The organism is Paraburkholderia sp. CNPSo 3076, assembly GCF_026343935.1.
Classification (GTDB): Bacteria; Pseudomonadota; Gammaproteobacteria; order Burkholderiales; family Burkholderiaceae; genus Paraburkholderia; species Paraburkholderia nodosa.
In genome coordinates, this window is record NZ_JAPMAL010000006.1 from 1 (window position 1) to 25033 (window position 25033).

Annotated in this window: 16 protein-coding genes and 1 pseudogene; 14 read left to right on the top strand and 3 right to left on the bottom strand. The window is 64.8% G+C overall.

The window, feature by feature from the left end:
- Both M3A49_RS08520 and M3A49_RS08525 read left to right on the top strand, forming a co-directional pair.
- The coding region (locus M3A49_RS08520; RefSeq protein WP_266228307.1) for an MFS transporter at nt 1-443 on the top strand (443 nt) is incomplete at its 5' end.
- Between the two features lie 210 nt (nt 444-653).
- Nucleotides 654-902, top strand: coding sequence for a hypothetical protein (locus tag M3A49_RS08525; protein ID WP_028205099.1), 249 nt, complete (start codon nt 654-656; stop codon nt 900-902).
- Between the two features lie 45 nt (nt 903-947).
- Here the strand turns inward: M3A49_RS08525 and M3A49_RS08530 are convergent.
- A pseudogene (locus M3A49_RS08530) lies at nt 948-1565 on the bottom strand (NAD(P)-dependent oxidoreductase); the annotation flags it as partial.
- Between the two features lie 390 nt (nt 1566-1955).
- Between M3A49_RS08530 and M3A49_RS08535 the strand changes: the two are divergent.
- The 4 genes from M3A49_RS08535 (at nt 1956) to M3A49_RS08550 (ending at nt 5645) form a co-directional block, all read left to right on the top strand.
- A complete protein-coding gene (locus M3A49_RS08535; protein ID WP_266228308.1) occupies nt 1956-3146 on the top strand; it encodes a CaiB/BaiF CoA transferase family protein in 1191 nt (396 codons plus the stop codon).
- A gap of 15 nt (nt 3147-3161) precedes the next feature.
- Complete coding sequence (locus tag M3A49_RS08540; protein WP_266228309.1) at nt 3162-4139, top strand: hydroxymethylglutaryl-CoA lyase; 978 nt, start codon at nt 3162-3164, stop codon at nt 4137-4139.
- Between the two features lie 13 nt (nt 4140-4152).
- Nucleotides 4153-4536: a VOC family protein gene (locus M3A49_RS08545; RefSeq protein WP_266228310.1), complete on the top strand. Its 384-nt coding sequence runs from the start codon at nt 4153-4155 to the stop codon at nt 4534-4536.
- A 203-nt stretch (nt 4537-4739) separates the two neighbouring features.
- On the top strand, nt 4740-5645 hold the full coding sequence (locus M3A49_RS08550) for a LysR family transcriptional regulator (protein ID WP_266228311.1): 906 nt from the start codon (nt 4740-4742) through the stop codon (nt 5643-5645).
- Between the two features lie 69 nt (nt 5646-5714).
- Here the strand turns inward: M3A49_RS08550 and M3A49_RS08555 are convergent, their stop codons facing one another.
- Nucleotides 5715-7160, bottom strand: coding sequence for an MFS transporter (locus M3A49_RS08555; protein WP_266228312.1), 1446 nt, complete (start codon nt 7158-7160; stop codon nt 5715-5717).
- Between the two features lie 239 nt (nt 7161-7399).
- Complete coding sequence (locus tag M3A49_RS08560; protein WP_266228313.1) at nt 7400-8251, bottom strand: hypothetical protein; 852 nt, start codon at nt 8249-8251, stop codon at nt 7400-7402.
- A 445-nt stretch (nt 8252-8696) separates the two neighbouring features.
- Between M3A49_RS08560 and M3A49_RS08565 the strand changes: the two genes are divergently transcribed.
- The 8 genes from M3A49_RS08565 to M3A49_RS08600 all read left to right on the top strand — a co-directional run bounded on the left by M3A49_RS08565 (nt 8697) and on the right by M3A49_RS08600 (nt 24919).
- Nucleotides 8697-10265: a multicopper oxidase family protein gene (locus M3A49_RS08565; RefSeq protein ID WP_266228314.1), complete on the top strand. Its 1569-nt coding sequence runs from the start codon at nt 8697-8699 to the stop codon at nt 10263-10265.
- An 84-nt stretch (nt 10266-10349) separates the two neighbouring features.
- The gene (locus tag M3A49_RS08570; RefSeq protein ID WP_416338935.1) at nt 10350-11966 is read left to right on the top strand and encodes a multicopper oxidase domain-containing protein; all 1617 of its coding nucleotides are present in this window, start codon (nt 10350-10352) and stop codon (nt 11964-11966) included.
- Between the two features lie 17 nt (nt 11967-11983).
- Nucleotides 11984-20290, top strand: a complete 8307-nt coding sequence (locus tag M3A49_RS08575; protein ID WP_266228315.1) for an Ig-like domain-containing protein — start codon at nt 11984-11986, stop codon at nt 20288-20290.
- Nucleotides 20287-20781 carry a hypothetical protein gene (locus M3A49_RS08580; protein ID WP_266228316.1) on the top strand — a complete coding sequence of 165 codons (495 nt, stop codon included), beginning with the start codon at nt 20287-20289 and terminating at the stop codon, nt 20779-20781. The genes M3A49_RS08575 and M3A49_RS08580 overlap by 4 nt, the downstream gene beginning before the upstream one ends.
- Before the next feature lie 43 nt (nt 20782-20824).
- On the top strand, nt 20825-21757 hold the full coding sequence (locus M3A49_RS08585; RefSeq protein ID WP_266228317.1) for an outer membrane lipoprotein-sorting protein: 933 nt from the start codon (nt 20825-20827) through the stop codon (nt 21755-21757).
- Nucleotides 21758-21787: 30 nt separating this feature from the next.
- Nucleotides 21788-22624, top strand: coding sequence for a hypothetical protein (locus M3A49_RS08590; RefSeq protein ID WP_266228318.1), 837 nt, complete (start codon nt 21788-21790; stop codon nt 22622-22624).
- Nucleotides 22625-22626: 2 nt separating this feature from the next.
- Nucleotides 22627-24342: a c-type cytochrome gene (locus M3A49_RS08595; protein ID WP_416338936.1), complete on the top strand. Its 1716-nt coding sequence runs from the start codon at nt 22627-22629 to the stop codon at nt 24340-24342.
- Between the two features lie 67 nt (nt 24343-24409).
- Entirely contained in the window at nt 24410-24919 is a 510-nt protein-coding gene (locus M3A49_RS08600; RefSeq protein WP_266228319.1) for a DUF1269 domain-containing protein, read from the top strand.
- The last annotated feature ends 114 nt before the right edge of the window (nt 24920-25033 follow it).

A 25033-nucleotide genomic window follows, 5' to 3' on the forward strand; every position in this document is an offset into this window, starting at 1 on the left:
CGCTTTCGCCGGTGATGGGCGCGCTCTCGGACCGCATCGGGCGCATTCGCATCATGCTGACCACGTCGATCCTGCTTGCGGCGCTCACTTATCCCATGTTCGCGCTGTTGCAGCGTCACCCCACGCTCGGCTGGCTGCTCGTGCTGCAGGGCTCGGCGGGCATCTTCAAGGCGGCCTATTCGGGCCCGATGCCAGCTTTGATGTCGGAGATCTTTCCGGTGCACGTGCGCTCGGCGGGGCTTTCCATCGCGTACAGCCTTGGCGTGACGCTCTTTGGCGGCTTCGCGCCGACGATCGCCGAAGTGCTGATTCACGTAACGGGCGATACGCTCGCGCCCGCGTATTACGTTTCGCTCGCGGCCTTGATCTCGGGTGTTTCGCTCGCGATCGTCGGCTGGCGGTCGATGCGGCAGGCTTCGATGCGGACCACGCTCGCGAGCTGAAAGTCTGAAGTCCGAACTGACCCGATTGTCATTGTGCCCGCGGAATCTCCCTTTAAAACAGGGCGTGAATGCGGGCGCGGTGTTCTTGCACGACTTCTTCGTGACTTCGTGCAGACCTCGCTGAAGCGTAACGTAAGTGGTGATATAGTCGCCCCCTCACCGCCGTCCGGCGGGGCGAGCATTACGTTTTGTCAGGTTTCCGGAGAGTATATGGCAGTCGAATATCGTGGCTTTCGAGTCACTGTCGAAGCGAAAGCAGACGCGACGGACACGCAATGGCTGTGCCGCGCGGTTTTGGAAGGTGTTGACGCACAAGTGGAAACAGCGAAGCTGCCTTGCGTGGAGCTTGCCATTCCCAAGCTGAAGATCGATGTGCTGATGGCGCTCAGCGTCGTCGAGCAAACGGCGAAGCAGGCCGTCGACGAATGGTGGCAAGCCAAGCAGCCGGAAATGGCCTGATGATTCAGGCGCAGGCAACCCCGCTGCGGTTGCCGCGCCTCGCGCTCAACGCGCACTGACCAGATTGCGCGGCTTGCCTTCGTAAAACGCCGCAATATTTTCAATGAGTTGATCCGCAAGCGCCTGCATGGCTTCATCGCTCGCCCACGCAACGTGGGGTGTGAGGATGAACGCCGGATGCGAGACGATGGCCTGAAACGGATGGCCGGCTGGCAGCGGTTCCTGCGTCACGACATCGAAGCCCGCGCCTGAGATCGCGCCGCTTTGCAGGGCGTCCACCAACGCCGCTTCGTTCACGAGTCCCCCACGCGCCGTATTGATCAGCAAGGGCCGCCGCTTCATGCGCGCGAACGCCGTGGCGTCGATCAGATCGTGCGTTTCCACGGTGAGCGGACAGTGCAGCGTGATGATGTCGCTTGCTTCGAGCAGCGTTTCGAGCGGCACGTAGCCCGCTTGCGCGTCGTTGCGCGTCTTGCGCGCGGCGAACAGCACGCGCAGACCCAGCGCGCGTCCCATTTGCGCAACGGCCTGTCCCAATGCGCCGTCGCCGATGACGCCGAGCGTCGATCCCGCGAGATTGCGGATCGGAAAATCAAAGAAGCAGAACTGTCCCGATTCGAGCCAGCGGCCTGCGCGCACGGCATCGCGATACGCGGCCAGGCTAGCGGACGAAGCCGCGTCTGGGGCGCGAGCGTCGCGCGATCGAGAAAAACGACGTGCATGGTATTTGGCCTGAGCGAAAGAGGGGCAGTACATCCATTGTCGCGCACTGTGTGCCCGGTTGGTTTGCTCGATCCGCCAACTGACTTTCCGATGAGGAAATTCGCAGCGACGCCGCGCACGAGACGAACCGATGCGAACCCCGTGAGCGCGCAAGGCGTTCGCGCAGCCTTTCCATTTGCTCAAGCCAGATTGAGCAAGCATCGATTATCAAAGGGTGCGGTCGGGTTCATCATGTCTCCCATAGTCAGTCGCAGACAGTCCGAAATAACCCCTTTCATGGGAACAGAGTAAGGCGCTTTGCCCCAACTCTGGTCGACAGGAGACACAGCCATGCCACGACCACTCGAAGGAATCCGCGTTCTGGAGCTCGGACAGCTCATCGCGGGTCCGTTTGCTGGCCGCATGCTCGCCGAATTCGGCGCGAGCGTCATCAAGGTGGAGCCGCCTGGCGTGGGCGATCCGTTGCGCAAGTGGCGCCTGCTGCACGACGGCACGTCGGTCTGGTGGGCCGCCCAGTCGCGCAACAAGGACTCCATCACGCTCGATCTGCGCACGCCCGAGGGGCAAGACGTGATCCGCCGTCTCGTGTCGGAAACCGACGTGCTGATCGAAAATTTCCGCCCCGGCACGCTCGAAGGCTGGGGCCTCGGCTGGGACGAACTCAGCGCGATCAATCCCGGCCTCATCATGTTGCGCGTTTCGGGCTACGGGCAGACGGGCCCGTATCGCGACCGGCCCGGTTTCGGAGTGGTCGCCGAAGCGATGGGCGGCCTGCGTCACCTGAGCGGTGAGCCGGAACGCACGCCGGTGCGCGTGGGCATCTCGATCGGCGATTCGCTCTCCGCGCTGCATGGCGTGATCGGCATCCTGCTGGCGCTGCGGCACCGCGAGCAGCAGGGTGGCAAGGGCCAGGTCGTGGACGTCGCGCTCTACGAGTCGGTCTTCAACATGATGGAAAGCCTGCTGCCCGAGTATTCGGTGTTCGGCGCCGTGCGCCAGCCGGCGGGCAGCAGCCTGCCCGGCATCGCGCCCAGCAACGCCTACCGTTGCAGTGACGGCAAGTACGCGCTGATCGCAGGCAACGGCGACAGCATCTATCGCCGCCTCATGGAGCTGATCGGCCGCCCGGACCTGGGCAGCGATCCCGCGCTCGCGCAGAACGACGGACGCGTCGCGCAAGTCGAGCGCATCGACGCCGCGATCGGCGAATGGACCGCACGGCACACGCTCGACCAGGTGCTCGCAGCGCTCAACGAAGCGCGCATTCCGGCGGGCCGCATCTACGATGTCGCGGACATCGCGGCCGATCCGCATTACCACGCCCGCGAGATGATCGTGGACGATACCTTGCCTGACGGCACGGCGGTGCAGGTGCCGGGCGTGGTGCCCAAGCTGTGCGGGACACCCGGCACGATCGAGCGCAGCGCGCCGAAGCTCGGCGAGCATACCGACACGGTGCTGGAATCGATAGGCGTGGACGCCGCAACGCGCGAAGCATGGCGCGCGCGCGGTGTGATCTGAATGGAGAGCGGCAAGATGACGACCGGAAATCAAGCAAACTTCAAGGGCAAGGTGCTGTATCTCAACGAAGTCGCGACGCGCGACGGCTTCCAGAACGAAACCGCCTTCATCGACACCGACGACAAGATCGCGCTGATCAACCGCCTGAGCGCCTGCGGCTACGCGAAGATCGAGGCGACCTCGTTCACGTCGCCCAAGGCGATTCCCGCACTGCGCGACGCCGAGGCGGTGATGCATGGGATCAAGCGCGTGCCGGGCGTCGTCTATACGGTGCTCGTACCGAACGTCCGCGGCGCGGAGCGCGCGCTGTCGTGCAACGTGAATGAAGTGAATCTCGTGATGTCGGTGAGCGAGACCCACAATCGCACCAACCTGCGCATGACGCGCGAGCAGTCGTTCGCGCAGTTGCGCGACGTAATCGACGCGGTGCGCGGCACCGGCGTGGCGATCAATGTTTCGCTCTCCACAGCAATGGGCTGCCCGATGGAAGGCGACGTACCCGGGGAGGACGTGCTCGGCTGGATGCAGCGTTTCGCCGAACTCGGCGTGCAGGGCGTGACGCTTTGCGATACGACCGGCATGGCGCATCCGGCGCAGGTGCGCGTGTTGTGCGAAAGCGCTGCGCAGGCGTTCGGCGCGCTCGAACTGACGCTGCACTTCCATAATACGCGCGGCATGGCGCTTGCCAACACGCTTGCTGCGCTCGATGCGGGCATCGTGCGCTTCGACGCCTCGCTCGGCGGCCTTGGCGGCTGTCCGTACGCGCCGGGCGCGAGCGGCAACGTGTGCACCGAAGAACTCGTGCACATGCTCGAACTCGACGGCTACGACACCGGCGTCAATCTCGCCGCCGTGCTCGATGCCGCCGCGCTGTTGCCCGGCCTGATCGGCCACGACGTGCCCAGCCAGATTCTCAAGGCCGGCCGCCGCCTCGACCTGCATCCGGTGCCGGAACAGGCGCAGGGCATGCCCGTACAACGCGCGTACTCATGACAAGGAGCGAAGCATGGCGTTGATCGACCACCTCGACCATCTGGTGCTGACCTGCGTGGACCCCGAGGCCACGAAGCACTTCTATACGGGAGTGTTGCAAATGCAACTGGAGACCTTCGGCGCGGGGCGGCTCGCGTTTCGCTTCGGCAACCAGAAGATCAATCTGCATGTGCGCGGCGCAGAATTCGAGCCCAAGGCGCATGTGCCGGTGCCGGGTGCCCTCGATCTGTGCTTCATCGCCGCGGTACCGCTCGATGCGGTGATCGCGCACCTCGCAGAGATGAACTGGCCGATCGTCGAAGGTCCGGTCGAGCGCACGGGCGCGACGCAGAAGATTCGCTCCGTCTATGTGCGCGACCCGGATCTGAATCTCATCGAAATTTCCGAGCCGATCTAGAGCGGTTCATCCCTCTCGCCAGTTTTCGCCGTTTTCGCCGTTGAGCCGGGGGGCGCCGGTTGGGCGGCGAGCACGCCGGCCCGCGTGGCCCGCACGCGGGCGTGCATCGCAGCACGTCCGCCTCTCCATTCCCACATCTGCACTTCCTCCCAGGCCCGCGATGCAGGACAATCGTCTCTCGCGCCGGCTTTGCCCCATTCGTCATGGTCAATCCACTTCACTTCGATCTGCAGTCGCTGCGGGTCTTTCTGCTCGTCGCGGAACACGGCAGCCTCACCAAGGCCGCCGAGCACGGGCAGCTCACGCTTTCGGCCGTCAGCAAGCGCATTGCCGAACTCGAAAGCGTGACCGACTGCGCCTTGTTCATCCGTCGCGCGCGCGGCGTGGATCTCACGCCCGCGGGGCATGCGCTGCTAGCGCACGCCACGCGCGTGGTCGATCAGGTGAACCGCATGGCCACCGAAATGAGCGACTACGCCGCCGGTGTGCGCGGGCACGTGCGCATGTGGGCGAATACGTCGGCGATCGTGCAGTTTCTGCCCGTCGATCTCGCCTGCTTCCTGAATGAGCATCCGGGCATCAAGGTCAGTCTCGAAGAGCGGCTGAGCCACGAAATCGTCGAGGCGCTCGGCGCAGGCAAGGCCGATCTCGGGGTGTTCGCCGACAACGTGCCCGCGCCCGGCATCGAGCGGCGGCTCTATCGCCGCGACGAACTCGTGCTGCTCGTGCCGCGCAGTCATCGCTTTGCGCAACTCGACGTGATCCGCTTCGTGGATACGCTCGACGAAGACTACGTGGGCCTGAGCGATGGCAGTTCGCTGCTCGCGCGCATGACGGACGCGGCGTTCGCCATCGAGCGATCGCTGAAGCTGCGCATCCAGGCCTCGAACTTCGACGGCGTGTTTCGCATGATCGAAGCGGGGCTGGGGATCGGCGTGCTGCCGCGCGACGCGGTGAGCGACGAGCGCGGCAAGGCCGGAGTCGTCAAGGTCAAGCTGGCGGACACGTGGGCTACGCGTACGCTTTGGGTCGGTATGAAGGCGGATAGCGCGCCAAGCTCGGACATCGTGAGCCTGTTCGACTACATGTCGGCGCGCGCGGCGCAATGAAAATCGGGGCGGCCCCGCATGACGCGGCAGCCGCCCCGGTGATAGAGGGACGCTCGAGGCATCGGCCGGTCAGACCGGATTGATGTCGTCCTGGCTGCGCCGCGTGGTGAGCGGCCCGAGCGCCCGCAGGGTCACGGCGACGATGGCCAGCGCGACGGAGATCACGCCGAACATCGCGATCGGGCCGTGCTGCGTGAGCACCGGCAACAGGATGAACGGCAGGGCGCTGCTCATGATGCGCGAGAGCGAATAGGTGCTGCCAATCGCCGTCGAGCGCACGCTGGCGGGGAAAATCTCGGCTTGGTACACGTGGTAAGCGTTGCTGAACACATTCGACGCGCAGGTCGTCAGCACGCCGAAGCAAACGATCAGTGCAGCCTGTCCCGAGTACGCGAAGCCAAGGCCAAAAATCGCAATGGAGATGAGCGAGGCGATCACGAGCGTGCGGCGCTCGATCCAGTTGAGCAGCGGCACGGAGAGCAGTGAGCCGATCGGGTAGCCGAGAAACGAAAGGGCGACGAACAGCGTGCTGCCCGTCACGTCGATGCCGCGGCTCTTCACGACGACGCCCGCAAGCGTGCCGAAGCCGTAGTAGCCGAAGGCCTGGAACAGGTGAAACACGACGAGCATGATATAGCGTTTGTCATAGGGCGCGCGCCGCAGTACGGCAATGCGCTCGGAGAGACGCAGCGGGTGCTGGCGCGTTTGCGGTTCGGCGAAGCGCTTCGGCATCGGCGCGCCGGCGCTTTGCGCAAAGCGGCCCAGCATCGCATAGGCTTCGTCGGCGCGGCCTTGCGCCAGCAGCCAGCGCGGGCTTTCCGGCAGGCGATGCTGCACGGCCAGCACGAACAGGGCGCCGAGGCTGCCGATGGCGAGAATGATGCGCCATCCCGCAATGCCGGCAGGATGGATCGGGTTGAGCCAAACCGCGAGGAAGCCGACCAGCGGCACCGCGACATACGAGGTGGTATAGGCCCATGCGGCCATCCTGCCGCGTTTTTCCTTCGGGAGGATTTCCGAAAGGAAGCTATCGGCCACGGGATAGATTGCGCCGACGCCCACGCCGGTCAGAAAGCGGCAGACCACGAGCATGGTGGCGTTCACGGAGAATGCGGCGAGCAGCGAGAAAGCGCTGTACCACACGAGCGTGAACAGGAAGGCGCGCCGCCGGCCGATGCGGTCGGCGAGACTGCCGAGGAACAGCGAGCCGAAGAACATGCCGACGAAGGCCGAGGCGAGCAGGAGCTTGAACGCGAGGCTGTGCGCATCGAGTCCGTATTCGTTCTGCAGCGCGGAGCCGATCGAACTGACGAGGAAGATCTCGTACATGTCGAAGAAGAGGCCAATGCCGATCACCCACACCACGAAGCGGTGCAGCGCGCCCACGGGCATGTCGTCCATGAAGCTGCTGAGCGTGACGCCTTGGGGGCTTTGAAACGGGGCTTCCGCAGCGAGCGGGCGGCGTGGCGCTTCGCCCGGCGCGCTGCCGCCGAGGTCGAGGGGATGGCTGTTCATGCTGTCTCCAGTATTTTCGATACCGCGTCACGAGCCGCGGTCGGGGCGCAACTCCGTACGAACGGTACGGAACAGGCGTGATGGCAAGTGTGGGAGATTTTCGCGAGCGCGAAAATTGAGGAAGGGTGAAGCGTGCTTTCCCGCGGGGAAAGGCTGGGGCGGGGCGGCGAGTGCGAGCCGCGCCTTTGCGCCCGAACTGCGCCCGACTTTGCGTTTGCGAGCCCCGGACAGGCGCCGGTTCAGATCTGCAGCCGCTCGAGAACTTCGAGGAAGAGCAGCACTGCAATGAGGATGCCGATCCACCTTACCGTCAGCCTGAGGTTGAGGAGCGTCGGTCCCAGCGAGCTCACGGCTTCCGCGACGACCTTCGCCGCTCTCTCCGGGTCGCCGCTCGCCGCCGAGCCACGCAATGAAGCCGTAGCAAAGTCGATCCGCAGATGGGTGACATAGCCAGTCGCTATGTTCGGCCATTCGATCGTGTCGTCGCTTTCAGTGGGACGGAGAAAGAGCCGGGGCTGGCGTGCGGGCTCAGCCGCGGGGTCTTCGGAGGTGTAGAGGCGCCGCATTGCCAGCCCCAGCTCTACCGCGCCAAGCTGGCCGTCCGAGATTGCCTTCGCCAGCATCTGCAGGCAGGCGGGGGGAATGTGGCAGGCGAGCCACCACTGATCGGGCTCTCCGGTCTCGTCATCGGCGGGATTGAAGCCGAGCCGGGCGGTGCCGAGCGCCACATCGGACATCGAATTGCCCAGTTCGTCTTCCAGTGCGCGCAGGCCAAGCCGGTCGGCCGTGCTGACGTCGCGGGCTTCGAAGCTCACCTGAAGCATGCGCGTCGCTTGCTGGGGAACGCCAATGATCGAAAGCTCCTGGCCGTCGAGATGCGCCACGCCGTGGAGCGACGTGGACAGGACCGGCTGCCGGTCCTGGTCCAGCGGCTCGACGAGTTGCTGCGCCACCTGAAGCTGTTCCAGCTTCAACCACATCGACATGGTGGGGTAGTACGTCCGCTTCGCGCTTTCCAGCTCGACGAGTTCAAGAGCGTGATCTTTCCGTTCGACGAGGTTCACCACTGCTCTCTTTACCAGAAAATCCATGTCCCACTCCCGCCGCTAAGTACGCCAAGTTTGCGCGCATGACGTGAATACGCGGGATTGTACCCATCGGAAAGTTCGCTGCTATATGCCAAAGGGCACATAAGAACGACGTTTCAATCCTCAGATTGATTCGACGAGTCATGGCGATATGAAATACAAATGAAAGAAATGGCGCTGCGCCAGCGTTCCACTTCCACACCGGAATCGCTTCATGACGCGTCGCTTGTGTTGGCCAGGACACACTCCATCGCCCGTCAGGACCACGACCGCGCATCGCGATGGGTTTGCCCTACTGCAAGTGTAGGGAGGTGACCCATCGCAGGCCACGCTGCCCATATCCAAAATCCACATACGGGTCAGTGTGGCGATCGCATCAGCCCGCAATCGCAGTTGAGCGTGACGTTCAGCGCCTGACGCGCTGGTTGACCCCAAGGACGGAGGTCATATGTTCAGCATCCGCATGTGTCGCAATTGCGTGGCAGCCCTGCTATGCATGATGTTTGCGATCCCCTCATTTTCCCAGTCGTTCATGGTTCAATGCCCGAGTACCACGCCGTCCCATCCGACGGCGCTGCCGGCGGGCGCCGGCGAACCGCCGTATACGGGACCGTCCTCCACGGGCCAGACCTCGGCATCGACAGGTGTCGTCAACGGCGCCATCAAGTGCCAGCAGATCTCGGGGGGCGACGGTTACGCGACGATGGCCAATGGTGTGCAGACCTATCTGTTCGCGTTCGGGCCGCTGTCCGGTCTCGCCGACATCAAGGCGGGCCTGCCCGGCACAGAGTTCGCCTCGGTGTTCAACACCGTTGGCGATCCCAGAACCGATCCGACGTATAACGGCGCGGTCGGTCTCACGCCCGATCCGGAATCGACGCCGCCTGGCCAGCTCACGGGCCATGTCGACCCGCGGCCGATCATGGACGTCGGCGTTATGAACGGCAACGAGCCTGCGCCGACGATGGCGATCGACGAGGACGACGAGTTCTTCCTCACGCTCACGAACGTCGGCATGATCATGCGCCCCGACCTGTTCGAGAAGCATACGGTGCACTTCCACGGCTATCCGAATGCCTCGTCGTTCTATGACGGCGTGCCGGACGCGTCGGTCGCGATCAACATCGGCGCGAGCTTTACCTACTACTACCTCGCGCCGGATGCGGGCACCTACTTCTGGCACTGCCACATCACGCCGCCGGAGCACCTGCAGATGGGCATGGTCGGCCAGATCTTCGTGCGTCCGCGTCAGAACCGCGTGCCCGCAGGCAAGTCGCTGTACCAGTCGCTGGTGCTGCAGCAACAGGATCTGCGCACGCGGTGCGGCACCGACATTCTGTGCACGACACCGCTGCCGCCGCAGAACGGCGTGCTGCATGTGAACAATTTGAGCGGGACGCCCACGCTCTACGCCTACAACGACGGCGACGGCTCGACCGCCTACGACGTCGAGTACCCGGTGCAGATCCATGGCTTCGATCCGAACTTCCACTTCGTCGGCATGACCTTCAATCCGGAACCGTTCACCGACATGAAAGACAAGTTCTTCATGCTGAATGGCCGCAGCTATCCGGACACCGTCAATCCGAATCCGCTTTCGACGCCCGCGTCGGACGGCGTGCCGCGCTTCTCGCAACCGCTGCCGTCCCTGATCAACATTCCCGTCGGCGGCAAGGTGCTGCTGCGCATCTCCGATCTCGACGTCACCGAATATCAGACGCTCGCCTCGCTCGGCATTCCGATGCACGTGGTTGCGATCAATGCGCGGCTGCTGCGCGACATGGCCGGCAACGACATGACCTACTTCACGAACTCGATCACGCTCGGCGGCGGGGAGTCGCTCGACCTGATCCTCGACGCCAGCGACACGACGAAATATCAGTCAGGGCAGGTCTTCTACCTGTACACGCCGAATCTGGATCATCTGGCGAACGATCAGGAAAACTTCGGAGGCCTGATGACCGAGGTGCACATCTGCAGGTCGGTGGACCCCAAGACGAAGGTCTGCGCGCTATGAAACGCCTCTTGCACTCGCTAAAAACGGTTCACGGCTGCCCTGCCATGGACTCGGCCAGGAAGTCCTGCACTTAGGAGAAGAGCCGTGGGACACATCACTTACCGCATAGGGATCGCGACCCTCGCGCGCCTCGGACGGCTTGCACGGTTCGGCGTGGCGGCGCTCGCGGCGCTCTTCTACATGCCGGTGCATGCGGCCGCACCTGGCATCACGGGCACGCATTTCGATCTGCGCGCCGAGGCGAGCCGCATCAGCCAGCCGGATGGCAATAGCGTCTACTCGTGGGGCTACGGCTGCAATACGGCGCCGGCCGGATTTTCGCCGCCCAACATTGCCGGTGCGAATTGCCCGAGCATGCAGATTCCCGGCCCGACGCTGATCGTCAACCAGGGCGACATCGTCACGGTGACGCTCACCAACAATCTGCCGGCGGCGGCGGGTAATACGTCGATTCTCTTTCCCGGGTTCGACGTCTGCATGGGGACCATCGATCCGACGACGAAGCTCTGCTCCGGCGCGCCAACGGGCGTGCAGGGGCTGCTCACGCGCGAGGCGTCCCATACCGTCACGGTCACCTACAGCTTCATCGCCGCCACGCCCGGGACGCACGCCTACTACAGCGGCACGCAGGGCGATCTGCAGATCGAGATGGGGATGTTTGGCGCGATCATCGTGTTGCCGACGTCGTCGCCCGGCACGGTCGCCGTGCCGACCGGCTGTAACCCGATCGGCGGAACGCGCAAGCTGCTTGATGGCCAGCCCGACTTCCGCAACGCCGCCGCGGCCTACAACCACAGCGCGGCGTGCTACGACCGCGAGTATCTGTTCCAGTTCTCCGAAATGGATCCGCGCATTCATGCACAGGCGGAGCAGCAGGCCAGCAACGCGTGCACGAATCCGACTGGCTGCATGACCGTCGAGACGGAGCCCTATCACCCGGCGTACTTCATGGTGAACGGACGCTCGATGCCGGACGACATGGACCCGAACTACGCGGCGCAGTATCCGAATCAGCCGTACAACGGCAACCCGCACATGCACCCCGGCGAGCTGGTGCTGCTGCGGATCATCGGCACGGGCCGCTGGCAGCATCCGTTCCACGAGCACGGCAATCACGTGCGTGTGCTCGCGCGCGACGGCAACATGCTGCTCGCAAAGACGGACGCGACCAAGGTAGCCGGCCCGCTGCTGTTCACGACCACGACGACACCGGGCCTTGCGATGGACGGGATCTTCTACTGGACGGGCAAGGGGCTGAACTGGGACGTGTACGGGCATTACCCCGGCGACGGCAGCGTCTGCATCCCGGATGCAAATGGCTACTACACGCAGGATCCGACCGCACCGAACTATTACGAGTGGTGCGCGGATCACAACAAGGCGCTCGAAACGCATCCGTTCGGCAAGGTGGGTAGCGGCGGCCCCGTGACGTTGCCGGACTCGCACGTGCTGACCAACGGCTTCTGGTATGGCGGCAGCCCGTATCTCGGCCCCGATGCGACCATACGAGCGACCTCGCCCACAGGCACGACGCCGCCAAGCGGCACGGTGGTGAATCCACCGCAAACGGAAGCCGGATTTGCATTCATGTGGCACTCGCACAACGAGCGCGAGATCACCACGAACAACATCTTCCCTGGCGGAATGATGATGATGATGCTCGTTGATCCACAGGCGTTCCTGATCGACGAATCGAATTAGAGGCGGGGAGAACGGCGATGAGATCCACCACACTCAAGGCAAATCTGTTAGGTATGCTTAAGGCATCGATTGCGGCTTCCGCGTTGCTGACCGCGAGCGGGATGGCATTCGCCCAGGCGACCGTCAACCTGACCGCGAAGGCCACCACTGCCGTGATGCCGGACGGACAGGCTGTGCCGATGTGGGGTTACACCTGCTCGTCGGCGGCCGTTGCGCCCGCCGCGTGTGCGGCCGCGAACCCCGGGGCGGGAACGAACTGGTCGCCCGTGGTGATCACGGTGCCGCCCGGGCAGCTCACGATCAATCTCACCAACAGCCTGCCGGGCGCCGTGCCGACCTCGCTTGTGATCGTCGGGCAGCTGGGCGGCGGTCTGGGCACGACGGCAACGAGCACGCCGAGCCCGACGCACCCCACCCAGACCGCGACCACATGGCCAACCGCCGCGGCTGCGCCCGGCGGCGCGACTTTTACGCCGCCTCTGCAAGCGCCCCGCGTGCAGTCGTTCGCGACCGAAGTGGCGCACGGGAGCACCACCGCGCTCACGTGGAGCAACCTCAACCCCGGCACCTACCTGATCGAGTCGAGCACACATCCATCGATCCAGGGGCCGATGGGGCTTTATGGCGTCCTGGTGGTCAGAACGGCGGCGAACGGCACGACGCCCGCGCAGGCGTATCCGGGCATCAGCTACGACAGCGACGTGCCGCTCGTGCTAAGCGAAATCGATCCGGTGCAGAACACCGCGGTCGCCGCCGCGGTCGCGACCCCGGGCTTTAGCGAAACCCTGGCCTGGTCAGGGCAGCCGGGCGGCTGCGGCGATTCGAAGTCGACCTCGTTCGGCACCTGCTATCCGCCCACAGTGAACTACGATCCGCGTTACTACCTGGTCAACGGCGTCTCGTTCGACCGCACCAATCCGGGCGCTTCGACCTTCGCCGCGACGAGCGCCGCGACCACCGGGCCGGTGATGCTTCGCTTCGTCAACGCGGGTTTGCGCATGCACGTGCCGGCCGTGGTCGGCGCGAAAACCGGCACCACCCCGGTCTCCGGCTTCGCGTTGATCGCCGAGGACGGCAATGTGATGCCCGGCAATCCGCGGATTCAGTCGGAAGTGTTCATGGCGGCCGGCAAGACGTACGACGCACTGGTCAACCTGCCGGCCGCAGGCGCTTCCGCGCTGCCGGTGTTCGATCGCGAACTGAGCTTGTCGACGAACAACGCGCGTGACGGCGGCATGCAGGGTTACATCAGCGTGAACAACGCTACCGCGGCGTCCGCTGCCGCGGTGGCGAACGCATCGGTCACCGGCTCCACGTATTTCTTCGTACCCGGCAAGACGCTGACCGTGTCCGACCCGGCGAGAGGCGTGGCGGCGAAGGACGCCAACGTCTACGGCGTGCAGATGAAGACGCCACCGACTGGTGGCTCCCTCACGCTGAACCCGGACGGCACGTTCGTGTACACACCGAATCAAGGCACGACGGCTGACAGCTTTGTGTACCAGGCGAACGGCAATCCGAACGCCGCGGCGACGGTGACGCTCACTGCGTGCACGACGGGCAACGGGTGCCAGTCGGGACCGCCCACGGCCGGCAATGCCGCCTATACGAGCAACATCGCTTCGCGGCTGCAGATCGCCGAGCCCGGCGTGCTCACGTACGCCAGCGATCCGAATGGCCTGCAGCTCACCGCGACGCTGGTCGGCACCCCGACGGGCGGCTCCGTCACGCTGAACCCGGACGGCTCGTTCACGGCGAGCCCGGCGACGGCGCCAACGGGCAGCGCGGCGTCCGCCAACGTGACGTTCCGGTATCAGGCGGTGAATGCGCAGAACACGGCGAGCAACACGGCGACCGTGACGGTGACGTTCAAGGGCGGCAGCGGACTCGTCGTCAACGTGCTGGACGCGCCCAGCACGCAACCGGGCAAGACGCCGGTGAAGATCAGCGACTATCGTTGGATCATCGAGGAAGACCGGACGTTCCAGATCGATCCTGCCTGCCAGGTGAACTCGCCCACGCGTCCGGCGACGTGTCCGCCGCTGCCGGTGCCGAGTCTCGGCGCCAACTTCCACACGAGCTACATGCCCGTGGTGGCGGCGGGCTGTGTCGGCGTCGCCGCGTGCGAAGCGGGGCAGACGGTCTACGATCCGGTCAGCCAGACCCACAAGCCGGCTGTGTGCGACATCGGCAACGGCGTGTGCCGGACCACGGCTGCGCAACAGGTGCCGGTGGATCCGTCGCAGGTGGCGCTCGATCCGAAGAAGCGCTATTACATTTCGATTTTGCCGGGCAATGCCTACAACTCGTTCACGAACGGCGGTGGCGCTCCGCAGCCGGTCGACCCGTCCAATCCCTCAGGCCCACAGCGGCAGTTCGATATTTCCAAAGACTGTCCGACCGTCGCGAACTTCGCGCCGGGCACGGGCAAGTGCGGCAACGGCATGGGCGGCGCGCCGCTCGCCCCCGGACAGACCTCGGTCAACGTGTTGCTGGAGGAGTCGCCATTCCCGACAGCGAAGGTTTCCGTGTTCGTATTCGAGGACGACGCGCCGCTGAACGGCGAAGTGGACGTGAGCGGCGGCACCGACACGTTCGGCTCGGCCCGTGAGCCGGGTCTAGGCGGCTTCGAGATCAAGCTGTGGGACGACGCCGGCGGCAGCGGCAGCCCGACCGGACAGATGACCTATGACATGTTCAACATGCCGCTGTCCAATTCGCTGGCGGGCACGATCGATCCGGTCACCAATCTCAATGCGTGCCCGATTTCGACGAACCCGGACGGCCTTGTCGGCATGATCCCGACCTGCCCGAAATACGAGTCGGACGGCAAGACGCTGTCGCCGCTCGTCGGCCAGGCGATCGTCGCCAACCTGATGCCAGGGAGGTACGGCATTATCGCGACCCCGGCGGCTGACCGGATCGCGCGCGGCGAGGAGTGGCTGCAGACGAACACGCTAGACGGACAGAAGGCCCACGACTCGTTCATCAAGATCGGCGGCCCTGCTTACTTTCAGGAGTTCGGACCCGCGGGCTTCCACGTCTCAATTGGCTTTGCGAACCCGAAGATCGTCAACGCGCGGCTGCCTTTGCTGTGCGCCACCTCGAGCTGCAACAACGGACTCAAGGGCCGGGTGACGAACCTGCACTACAGCCGCCCGCCTGACGAGCACCTGTATGGCAGCCAGTCGCGCAAGCCGTTGAGCTTCACGCAATGCTACGTGAGCGTGGGCGACCCGGACGGCGAAGACTACGCGTTCACCAAGTGCAACGCGGACGGCACGTTCAGCTTCACGGGCCTGCCCGCCGGCATTACCCGCATCACGGTGTTCGACCAGTGGAACGACCAGATCGTCGACGGGCTCGCATCGGCCGTGACGCTCGGAGGCGGCGCGACAACGGACGCCGGAGATATCGCGGTGCTTCAGTGGCAGACGAATCTCTATACGCGGACGTTCCTCGACACGAACGGCAACGGCGTGGGGGATTCGAGCAAGCCAGGTCTCGCGCTATTGTCGACCAACATTCGCTTCCGTGACGGCAGCTATTCGGATTTCAATGTCACGGACGGAAGCGGCTATGCGTCGTTCAACGAAGAGTTCCCGCTGTTCAACTGGTACGTCGTCGATACCGACCAGACTCGCTTCAAGCAGACGGGCGTGCACGTCGTCTATGACGCGGGCGGTCCGCCCGACGGCACGCCGGGCGGCGGGACGTCGACCATTGCCGCGAACTTCGCCAACACGAAGGAAGCGATCCATCTGCCCACGAACCTGCGGGTGCCGGGCGCGGCGTACTGCAACGACGCGGACTGCAACGACCGCTCGGGCTCGAATCCTTCGACCGGCCGGGTCGATCCGCCGTGGGTGACCACGATGGGCTGGCAAGGCTTCTCGGGTCAGAGCTCGTTCATCGAGTTCGGCAAGACGCAGTACGCGGCGAACGAGAATGGCGGCATCCACGGCGAAGTCGTCTATGCCTCCACGCGCCCGTTCGACGATCCCACGTTGCTGATTCACACGAAGTGGACGCCCGACGTGCCGAACGTCACGGTGAACCTGTACCAGGAAGGCACCGCGGCTGACGGCTCCACGAGCCTGAAGCTCGTCGACACGACGAAGACCGCGAGCTGGGACGACTGGTCCCAGGGCTTCCGTTCGGACGGCGTGCCGAACATGAACTGTCCGGGCCAGAGCACCAGCGATCCGTACTTCTTCACGCTGCAGAACACCAAAAACTGGCTCGACCCGCAGCAGCGTGCGCTGCCCAATAATTCGCAGTTCAAGTGCTATGACGGCATGCACGTGTTCAACCAGGTGCAGCCCGCGCCGTTCGACGGGATGTACCAGTTCCCGAGCGTGACGGGCCGCGATCCGCATAGCGGCCTGCCGACCGGCACCAATTGCACGATCTGCCAGGCGAATCCCACGAAGGACGGCACGCAGATGCTGCCACCCGGCAAGTACGTGGTCGAGATCATCGTGCCGCCGGGCTACGAACTGGTGAAGGAGGAGGACAAGAACATCCTGATCGGCGATAACTACATTGCGCCGGTCACGCAGCAGTTCGGCGGCATCGGCGACATCTACATCCTGCCCGACCAGGCCGCGATGAACTCCACTTACAACCGGAACAACGCGCAGAACATGACCTCGAATCTCGGATCGACCCCGCACGCCGAAGGCGACACCGGCTCCGTCGAACGCTTCTGGCCGTGTGTTGGCGAACTGCGGATCGTGCCGGACTACATCAGCCTGTTCCCGGGTTCGCAGGAAGTCTCGCCGTTCGCGGGGGCTTCGAGGAATCTGTGCGACCGCAAGGAGGTGGAACTCACCGACCAGAGCGCGGTGCTGGCGAAGTTCTGGATCTTTAGCTCGACGCACGTTGCCGCGCACTACACCGGCTTCATGCTGGACGACTTCTCGTCAGAGTTCGACCCGTATTCGCCGCAGTTCGGCGAGAAGTTCGCCGTGCCAAACGTGCCGGTGTCGTTCAAGGACTTCGCGGGCAACGAAATTTCGCGCACCTATTCGGACCAGTGGGGCATCTTCAACGGGCTGACCTATTCGACCTGGCAAGTGAATCCGCCGAATCCGACGGGCTATGCGCCGACGATGATGGTTGCCTGCATGAACGACCCGTACATGCCCGACCCGGCGCATTCCGGCCAAACCATCAAGGACCCACTCTTCAACCCGGCATACAGCCAGTTCTGCTATGAGATTCCGTTCATGCCCGGACAGACGCAGTACATGGACACGCCGGTCGTGCCCGTCTCGGCCTTCGCAGACGGGTATAACCAGGTCGACTGCGCCTATCCGGATGGCACGCCGGGCATTGCCTCGGTGACGGGCGACGCGATTGCCGGCAATACGTCCGCAGGCAGCAACGGCGGCGCAGGCCCGTGGGTCAGTGGACCCTTGAAGACGCTGACGATCACCTCGGTCGGCACGCAGCGGGTGCCGAACCACGCGTACACGGGTCCGAGTGCCACCGCCGCGCCGTTCAACCAGAAGTTCATCACGCGCAACTACGGTTTCGGACAGCAACGCGGTGTCGTGACGATCGCGGGCATCCCTGCGCTGGTGACGGCGTGGAGCGATGCGAAGATCACGGTGGTCGTGCCGCCTCTGTTCGGCGCCGATGCGGCCTGCACGATGCAGCAGCGCGGGGTGGCGACGCCGACCCAGTGCGGCCAGCTCGTCGTCACCGCAGCCAGCGGCAAGCGCTCGATCGACGCGGTCACCGTTACCGTCGGCGGCAAGGCGCCCACCTACGTGGGTGGCGAGAACACGGCGGGCAATGCGATCCAGACGGCGATCGACCATGCCACCGCAGGCGACATGATCGTCGTCGGTCCGGGCACCTACAAGGAGATGCTGCTCATGTGGAAGCCGGTGCGGCTGCAAGGCGTGGGTGCCACGTCCGTGACGGTCGACGCCAACCCGCATCCGTCGGGCAAGCTCGACCCGTGGCGCAGGCAGGTAGGGTGCCTGTTCGGCGACGCGCTGAACGGCGGGCTGATCTCGGCGAGCAATCCGTACGATCCGACCGGCGGGTACAGTTGCCTCGCTTCGATGCAGCGCAAGATCGACGGGATCCCGTTCGAGCCGACTTCCGGCTGGGATTTCAACCTCAACGGCAACCTCGCGGAGACGCTGATCGAGCCGACGCTGATGGGCGCGTACGAAGGCGCGGCAATTACCGTGCTCGGCAAGGGCGTGAAGGACGTGCTCGTGGGCGGTGTGTTGACACAGGACCAGAACTGCGTGGCGAACGGTATCTGCACGCCGCTCACCAACAGCGCCGCGGACTGCACTACCTATCCGAGCAACTTCCTGTGCAACCCGTCACGCATCGACGGCATGTCGTTCACGAACAGCTCGCAAGGCGGCGGCGGTATCTACCTGCATGGCTGGAACCACTACACGGAGGTATCGAACAACCGCGTCTTCTCCAACGCGGGAACGCTCACGGGCGGGATCATCGTCGGCCAGGTCGAAGTACCCGACGGCAACATCGCGGCGGATAACGTGACCCAACTGGCGTTCCAGTACAACGTCCACGTGAACGTGCACAACAACCAGGTCACGTCGAACGCTTCGTATGGCGACGAAATCAATTCGACCACACCGTCTTCGGCCGGAGGGGTGACGTTCTGCTCGGGCGCCGACTACTACAAGTTCAACTACAACTGGGTATGCGGCAACATCAGCAGCGGTGATGGCGGCGGAGTCGCGCACTTCGGCTTCAGCTACAACGGCGACCTGTCGCACAACTGGATCCTGTTCAACCAGAGCAACAACCCGACGCTGCCGACATACGGCGGCGGGCTGATCGTTCAGGGTGTGCCGCCCGACGGCACCTTCTGCGAGAACTCGACCACGGACGTCGACTGCGCGCCGCAGCTTTCGGATGGCGCGGGCCCGGGCATCACGATCGACGGCAACCTGATCGTCGGCAACACGGCGGAAAGCGGCAAGGGCGGTGGCCTGCGTCTGCAGAACGTCAATGGCACCGACGTGCAACGGAGTCCGAACAACAGCTCCGGGTGGTACCGCGTGAAGGTCACCAACAACATCATTGCGAACAACGTGGCGGGCTGGGCTGGCGGTGGCGTGTCGCTGCAGGATGCGGTGGCCGTGAGCTTCATCAACAACACGGTCATCTCCAACGACACGACAGCGACGGCCGGCGTGCTGTTCAACACAGCCGCCGCGAGCCAGGCCAACGTCGGGCCGCCGAACTGCACGAATTCAGGTTCGGAAACGACGTGCCAGCCGACCACGACGTCGCAGTACGAGCCGGCCGGGCTCGAGACCGCGCGGCATACGCAGAACCTGGTGGCGGCATTCACCGTCCCGAGCGTGACGTGTCCGGCAGGCAACCCGAACTGCACGACGTTCTCGAACCCGGTGCTGACGAATGACCTGTTCTGGCAGAACCGCACGTTCTACATCACAGTGGGAGGACTGGATCCGGGCATCGCGGGGCTGCAGAACGTGGTCACGCTGAATCCGTCGCTGAATCAGGCCGGGCACACCACGGGCTATTGCGATCCGAAGGCGGTCTACTGGGACATCGGCGCATTCGGCGACACCGGAGCCGCCAACCATGGGTCCGGTCTGACGATGAGCCCGCGGTACTCGATCCTGACCGACGCCGGCGACTATCCGAACGCGAACAACAGCGGATCGAATCCGGGCGTCGTGCATCAGTACTGCAACGGTGCGCGCGTGCCGCCGGAGGCGGGTGGCATCGGCATCGCGGTGCCCCCGGGCATTGCGGACACGGTGCTGCCGAATCCGTTGTTCAGCCTGCTGCCGTCGGCGACGCCGGACGAGGGCAACAACTGGATCAACATGTCGTACGGTCCACTGTCGCTGTTCAACGAGGCGAGCACGGGCGCGCAACTCAACACGCTGCTCGGCAACTACACGATCCCGGGGACCTCGCCGGCGGTCAACCATGCCACGGCGGCGGGTGCGCCGAATCGCGACATCTTCGGCACGCCGCGGCCACAGCTGGGTGGCTACGACATCGGCGCAGTCGAGTTCGTGAGGCCTGGCGTGTTCGCCTCGCAGCCGTACCCGCTTGCGCTTGGGGTCAACAATCCGGCGACGCTGCTCGGATTGCTGCAGGGGATCTTGCCGAGCGCCGCGAACAGCGGTGGGCTGCCCGGCGCCGGAGGCGCACAGGGCAACCAGGGCAACCAGGGCAATCAAGGCAATCAGGGCAATCAGGGCCAGCCCGCGCTGCCGGTGGGCACGCCGCCCGCAATCATTACGCCGGCGGGTCTGAAGACACTGGGAGCGTTGCCATGAGCCAGCGTTGCCACCGGTCGCCGCGGGCAGTGCTGATGGCCGGCAGTGTCTGCCTCGCCGCGGCCTTACTTCAGCCCGCGGCGGGCGAGGCCGGTGCGAGCGCGGCGGCGAAGCAGTCGCCGTACTCGCCAGCGAGCCTGCCGCAGCGCGCGAAGGGCTACTACGAGCTGATGCAGGGCATCGACCACCTGAGCGTGCGCCGCACGGCGTCGGGCAACCTGATCCGCTTCAGCTATCGCGTGACGGACCCGGCGGCCGCGCGGCCGCTCGGCGAAAAGACCGCGACTGCCGTGATGTTCGGGCGCACGAGCCATGCGTTGCTCGAAATCCCGGTGATGGACAAGGTCGGCGCGCTGCGCCAGAGCGGTCCGCTGGAAACCGGTCAGGAGTACTGGATGGTGTTCTCGAACAAGGGCGGTCTGATCAAGGCCGGGGAGCGCGTCGACGTATTCGTGGGGTCGTTCCACGTCGACGGGCTGATAGTCGAATGATTGCGCAGGGGCTGTTCGTGCGCAGATGAAGAGGAGATGACTCATGAACCGCTTTCTTTCGCTGGCGATTCGGACCGCCTCGGTGGCGACGCTCCTGGCGAGCGCGCCGATGGCGCTCGCGGGGTCTTCTGCGGCAAGCGCCCAGACTGCGGGTGCGGCGCACATGAGCGCCGCGCAGATCGTCGAGCGCAACGTCGCGGCGCGCGGCGGCCTGCAGGCGTGGCACGCGGTCAACGCGATGACGATGTCGGGGCAGCTCGAGGCGGGCGGCACGAAGAACACCAGGCTGCCCTTCACGATGACGCTCAAGCGCCCGCGCAAGAGCCGCATCGAGGTCCGTTTCAACGACCAGACGGCATTCCAGGTCTACGACGGCGCGCAGGGCTGGAAGGTCAGGCCGTTCCTCGGCCGCAATGAAGTGGAGCCCTACACGCCCGCGGAGGCCAAAGCGGCCGCATCGTGGGCCGAACTGGACGGTCCGCTCATGGACTATGCGGCGAAGGGTACGCGAATCGACGTGCTCGGCATGGAAATGGTCGAAGGCCATCGCGCGTATGTGCTGAAGCTGACGATGAAAGACGGCACATCGCGCCGTGTATGGATCGATGCGGCCAGCTTTCTCGAACTGAAGATCGACGGCGATCCGCGCAAGCTCGACGGCAAGATGCACAACGTCGCCATCTTCTATCGCGATTACCGCAAGGAGGGCGGCCTCGTCATGCCGCATACGCTCGAGACGGTTGTTGTCGGCGCGAGAGGCACGCACAAGCTGATCATCGACAAAGTCGCACTGAACCCGCAGGCAGACGACACGCTCTTTGCCAAGCCGCAGATCATGGTGGCGAAGGTGACGCACCCCGCGCCGGTCCTCGGCGCGAACCCGAGCCTGAGCCCGCGTCCGGTGGCGAGTACGAGCCCAGGCGCAAGTGCAAATGCCGGCGCGCACGCGAGCCCACGCCAGAGCGCAAGCCACTAGCCGCTGGGTGCCCCCATGAGGTTGACGGCCATGAAACCAGTCGCAGTATGGGTGCTCGCCGGCAGCGTTGCGGCGGTCGTGTTCGCGGGCGAGCAGATGCCCGCGCACGATCTGAGCACCGATGAGATCATCGAGAAGAACGTCGAGGCGAGAGGCGGGCTCGACGCGTGGCGCAAAGTGCAGACCATGATCTGGTCCGGTCACGTGGATAGCCCCAATGCACCTGCGCCGGATCTGCCGTTTGTCCTCGCCATGAAGCGCCCGAACAAGACGCGCTTCGAGGTCACCGTGTTCAACCAGAAGTCCATGCGCGTATTCGACGGGAAACAAGGCTGGAGACTGGGCCCGAACGGCATGGGCAGCGCGACGCCGCGTCCGTATTCGATGGAGGAGGCGACCTCGGCGCGCGACGAGCAGGTGATCGACGGGCTCCTGATCGACCATGAAGCGAAGGGCATCACGGTCACGCTCGAGGGCAAGGATCAAGTGGGCGGGCGCGATGCGTATCGCCTTGCCGCGAAGCTGCCTTCCGGTGTGATCCGCCATGTGTGGATCGACGCTCAAACGTTTCTCGACGTGCAGGTCGACCACCAGGTGCGCACGCCGCGTGGGCAGTCGGTCGTCGTGGAGGTGAATTACAGCGACTTCAGAAGCGTCGAGGGGTTGCAGATACCGCTCGAGATCGAGAGCGGCGCAGCGGCGTCCGACAAAAAGGACAAGCTGACAATCGACAAGGTGTCGCTCAATCCGGCGCTGGACGATGGAATCTTCACGAGGCCCGCGGCGCCGCAGATGCACCGCAAATCGGTTTCGATCGACGTCGATGCCTCGCCGGCGCTGCCTGGCGCCGGACATCCGTCGCCCTGACCATGAATCGCGTCGCAAGCGGGCCGGCAGGCCGCACACGGACACCGTCGCTGGCGGCGCGATGGCTTGCTCCATGCGCGTTGCTCGCCGCGCTGATCATGCCCGTGCGCGAGGCGCGCTGCGCGCCTGCCGCGCCGCCGGTCGCGACGTCGAGCGTCGGGCAGGCCCTCTATCAGCAGGGCGTACTGGGATCGGGCGAAGCGCTCGAGGCGATGCACGACGGGGGCGTGCGCCTGCAAGGCGCAGCCGCGGCCTGTGTGAACTGTCATCGCCGCAGTGGCCTGGGCTCCAGGGAGGGCAACAGCAGCATCCCGCCGATTACCTGGCGCTACCTCGTCGAGCCGCGCGCACAAAACCCGGAAGACGGCGACTTGCCATACGTTCCCGGAATGCGCGCCGAGCGTGAACCGTACACGGAGGCGACGGTCGCGCGCGCCATTCGCGAAGGCATCGACTCCGAAGGCAAGCCGCTCAGCAGCCTGATGCCGCAGTACGCGCTGAACGACGCCGAGATGCAGGCGCTGATCGGCTATCTGAAACAGCTCGATCGGCGCAGGCCGACGGGCGTCACGGATACCGTGCTGCACTTCGCGACGATCATCACCCCCGATGCGGACCCGGTGAAACGCGCGGGCATGCTCGATGTGCTTACGCATTACTTCGCCGACAAGAACGTCTTTCCGCTCGGTGCGGTGCCGCCGTTGCGTGCGTCGCGCAAGATGATGTTCATGGTGAACCGCCGCTGGGAACTGCACGTGTGGGAGCTCAAAGGTCCGCCGGAGACCTGGCGCGGGCAGCTTACGCAGTTTCTGGCCCGGCAGCCTGTGTTCGCGGTCGTGTCGGGGCTCGGAGGGAAAAACTGGGCGCCGATTCACGACTTCTGCGAGCAGGAGGCCGTGCCGTGCCTCTTTCCCAACGTGGAGGTGCCGGTCGAAGACGATCGCGACTTCTATTCCGTGTACTTCTCGAAGGGCGTGCTGCTCGAGTCCGAGCTGATTGCGGCGCGCATTGTCGATGAAGCTGGCGCGCCGCCGCAGGCGCAGGGCACGAAAGAGGCGAACGCGCGGACGCACGTCTGGCAGATCTATCGCACGGGCGACAACGGCGCACGCGGAGCGCAGTCGCTCGCCACGGCGCTGGCGGCTCACGGCATTACGGTATCGAACCGCGCGCTCGCCGCCGGCGAGGGCGTTGCAAGTGCGATGCATGGAATACCGCGCTCGGATGTGCTCGTGCTGTGGCTGCGTCCGCCCGATGTTGCGGCGCTCGCGAGAATCCCTCCGGCGACGCATACGGTGTTCATGTCGGGCCTCATGGGCGGGCTGGATAGCACCCCCCTGCCGACGAGCTGGCGTGGCGTCACGCGCCTTGCGTATCCGTTCGATTTGCCGGAAGGGCGGCGCGTGCGCGTCGACTACGCGTTCGGCTGGTTCTCGATCAGACAGATTCCGATGGTGGCTCCCCAGGTGCAGGCGGACACCTACCTTGCCTGCGGTCTGCTCGCCGAGACCCTGAGCCATATGGTCGATGCGTTCGTGAGGGACTATCTGGTGGAGCGGATTCAGGACATGCTCGAACGCCGCATCCTGACGGGCTACTATCCGCGCCTGACGCTGGCGCCGGGGCAGACATTCGCGTCCAAGGGCGGCTATATCGTCCGCTTTGCCGGGCCGGACCATATCAAGCTCGTGGCCGACGGGGACTGGATCGTGCCGTGAGATCGACTGCGTTTTGCGCAAGCGTGTCATGCATCTGCGCACACGACGGGAAGCTGGAATGGCTCAAATGCGACGCGTCTATTTTCTGCTGCCCACCCCACAGCGCGCACGGGCGGTCGTCGGCGAACTGCTTATGCATCGGGTCGAGTGGCGGCATATGCATGTCATCGCCAACGACAATGTGTCGATCGACGGCTTGCCGCAGGCATCGCTCGCCCAACGCAGCGATCTGCTCGCTTCGCTGGCACGTGGCACTGCAGCAGGCTGTGCGGCCGGACTGCTGATGGCGCTGGTTGCCCTTTTCTGTCCGTCCGAAGACGTTCGGATCGCCGGCGGCACTGTGGTGATCCTCACACTTTCGGGCGCAGGATTCTGCGCAGGGGTAGCGGCGATGATCGGCGTCGAAATGCCGAATACGCGATTGAAGCGCTTCGAAGAGGCGATCCTTCGGGGCGAGCTTTTGATGATGATCGACGTCCCGAAGGAGCGCGTGGAGGAGATCGAGCAGATGATCGAGCTTCACTGTGCCCAGGCGCACAGCGAGGGAACGGGCAAGACCATTCCCTTGTTCCGGTGACGTGCGCCGGCTCGGAGTCGACAACGGAGGGAGGGCATAGGACGCAGCACCCCTGCAAGTGTTCGCGTTCTATGTCGCAGAGGGCGTCCGGCCGACTGTACTGGTCCCCAGTCG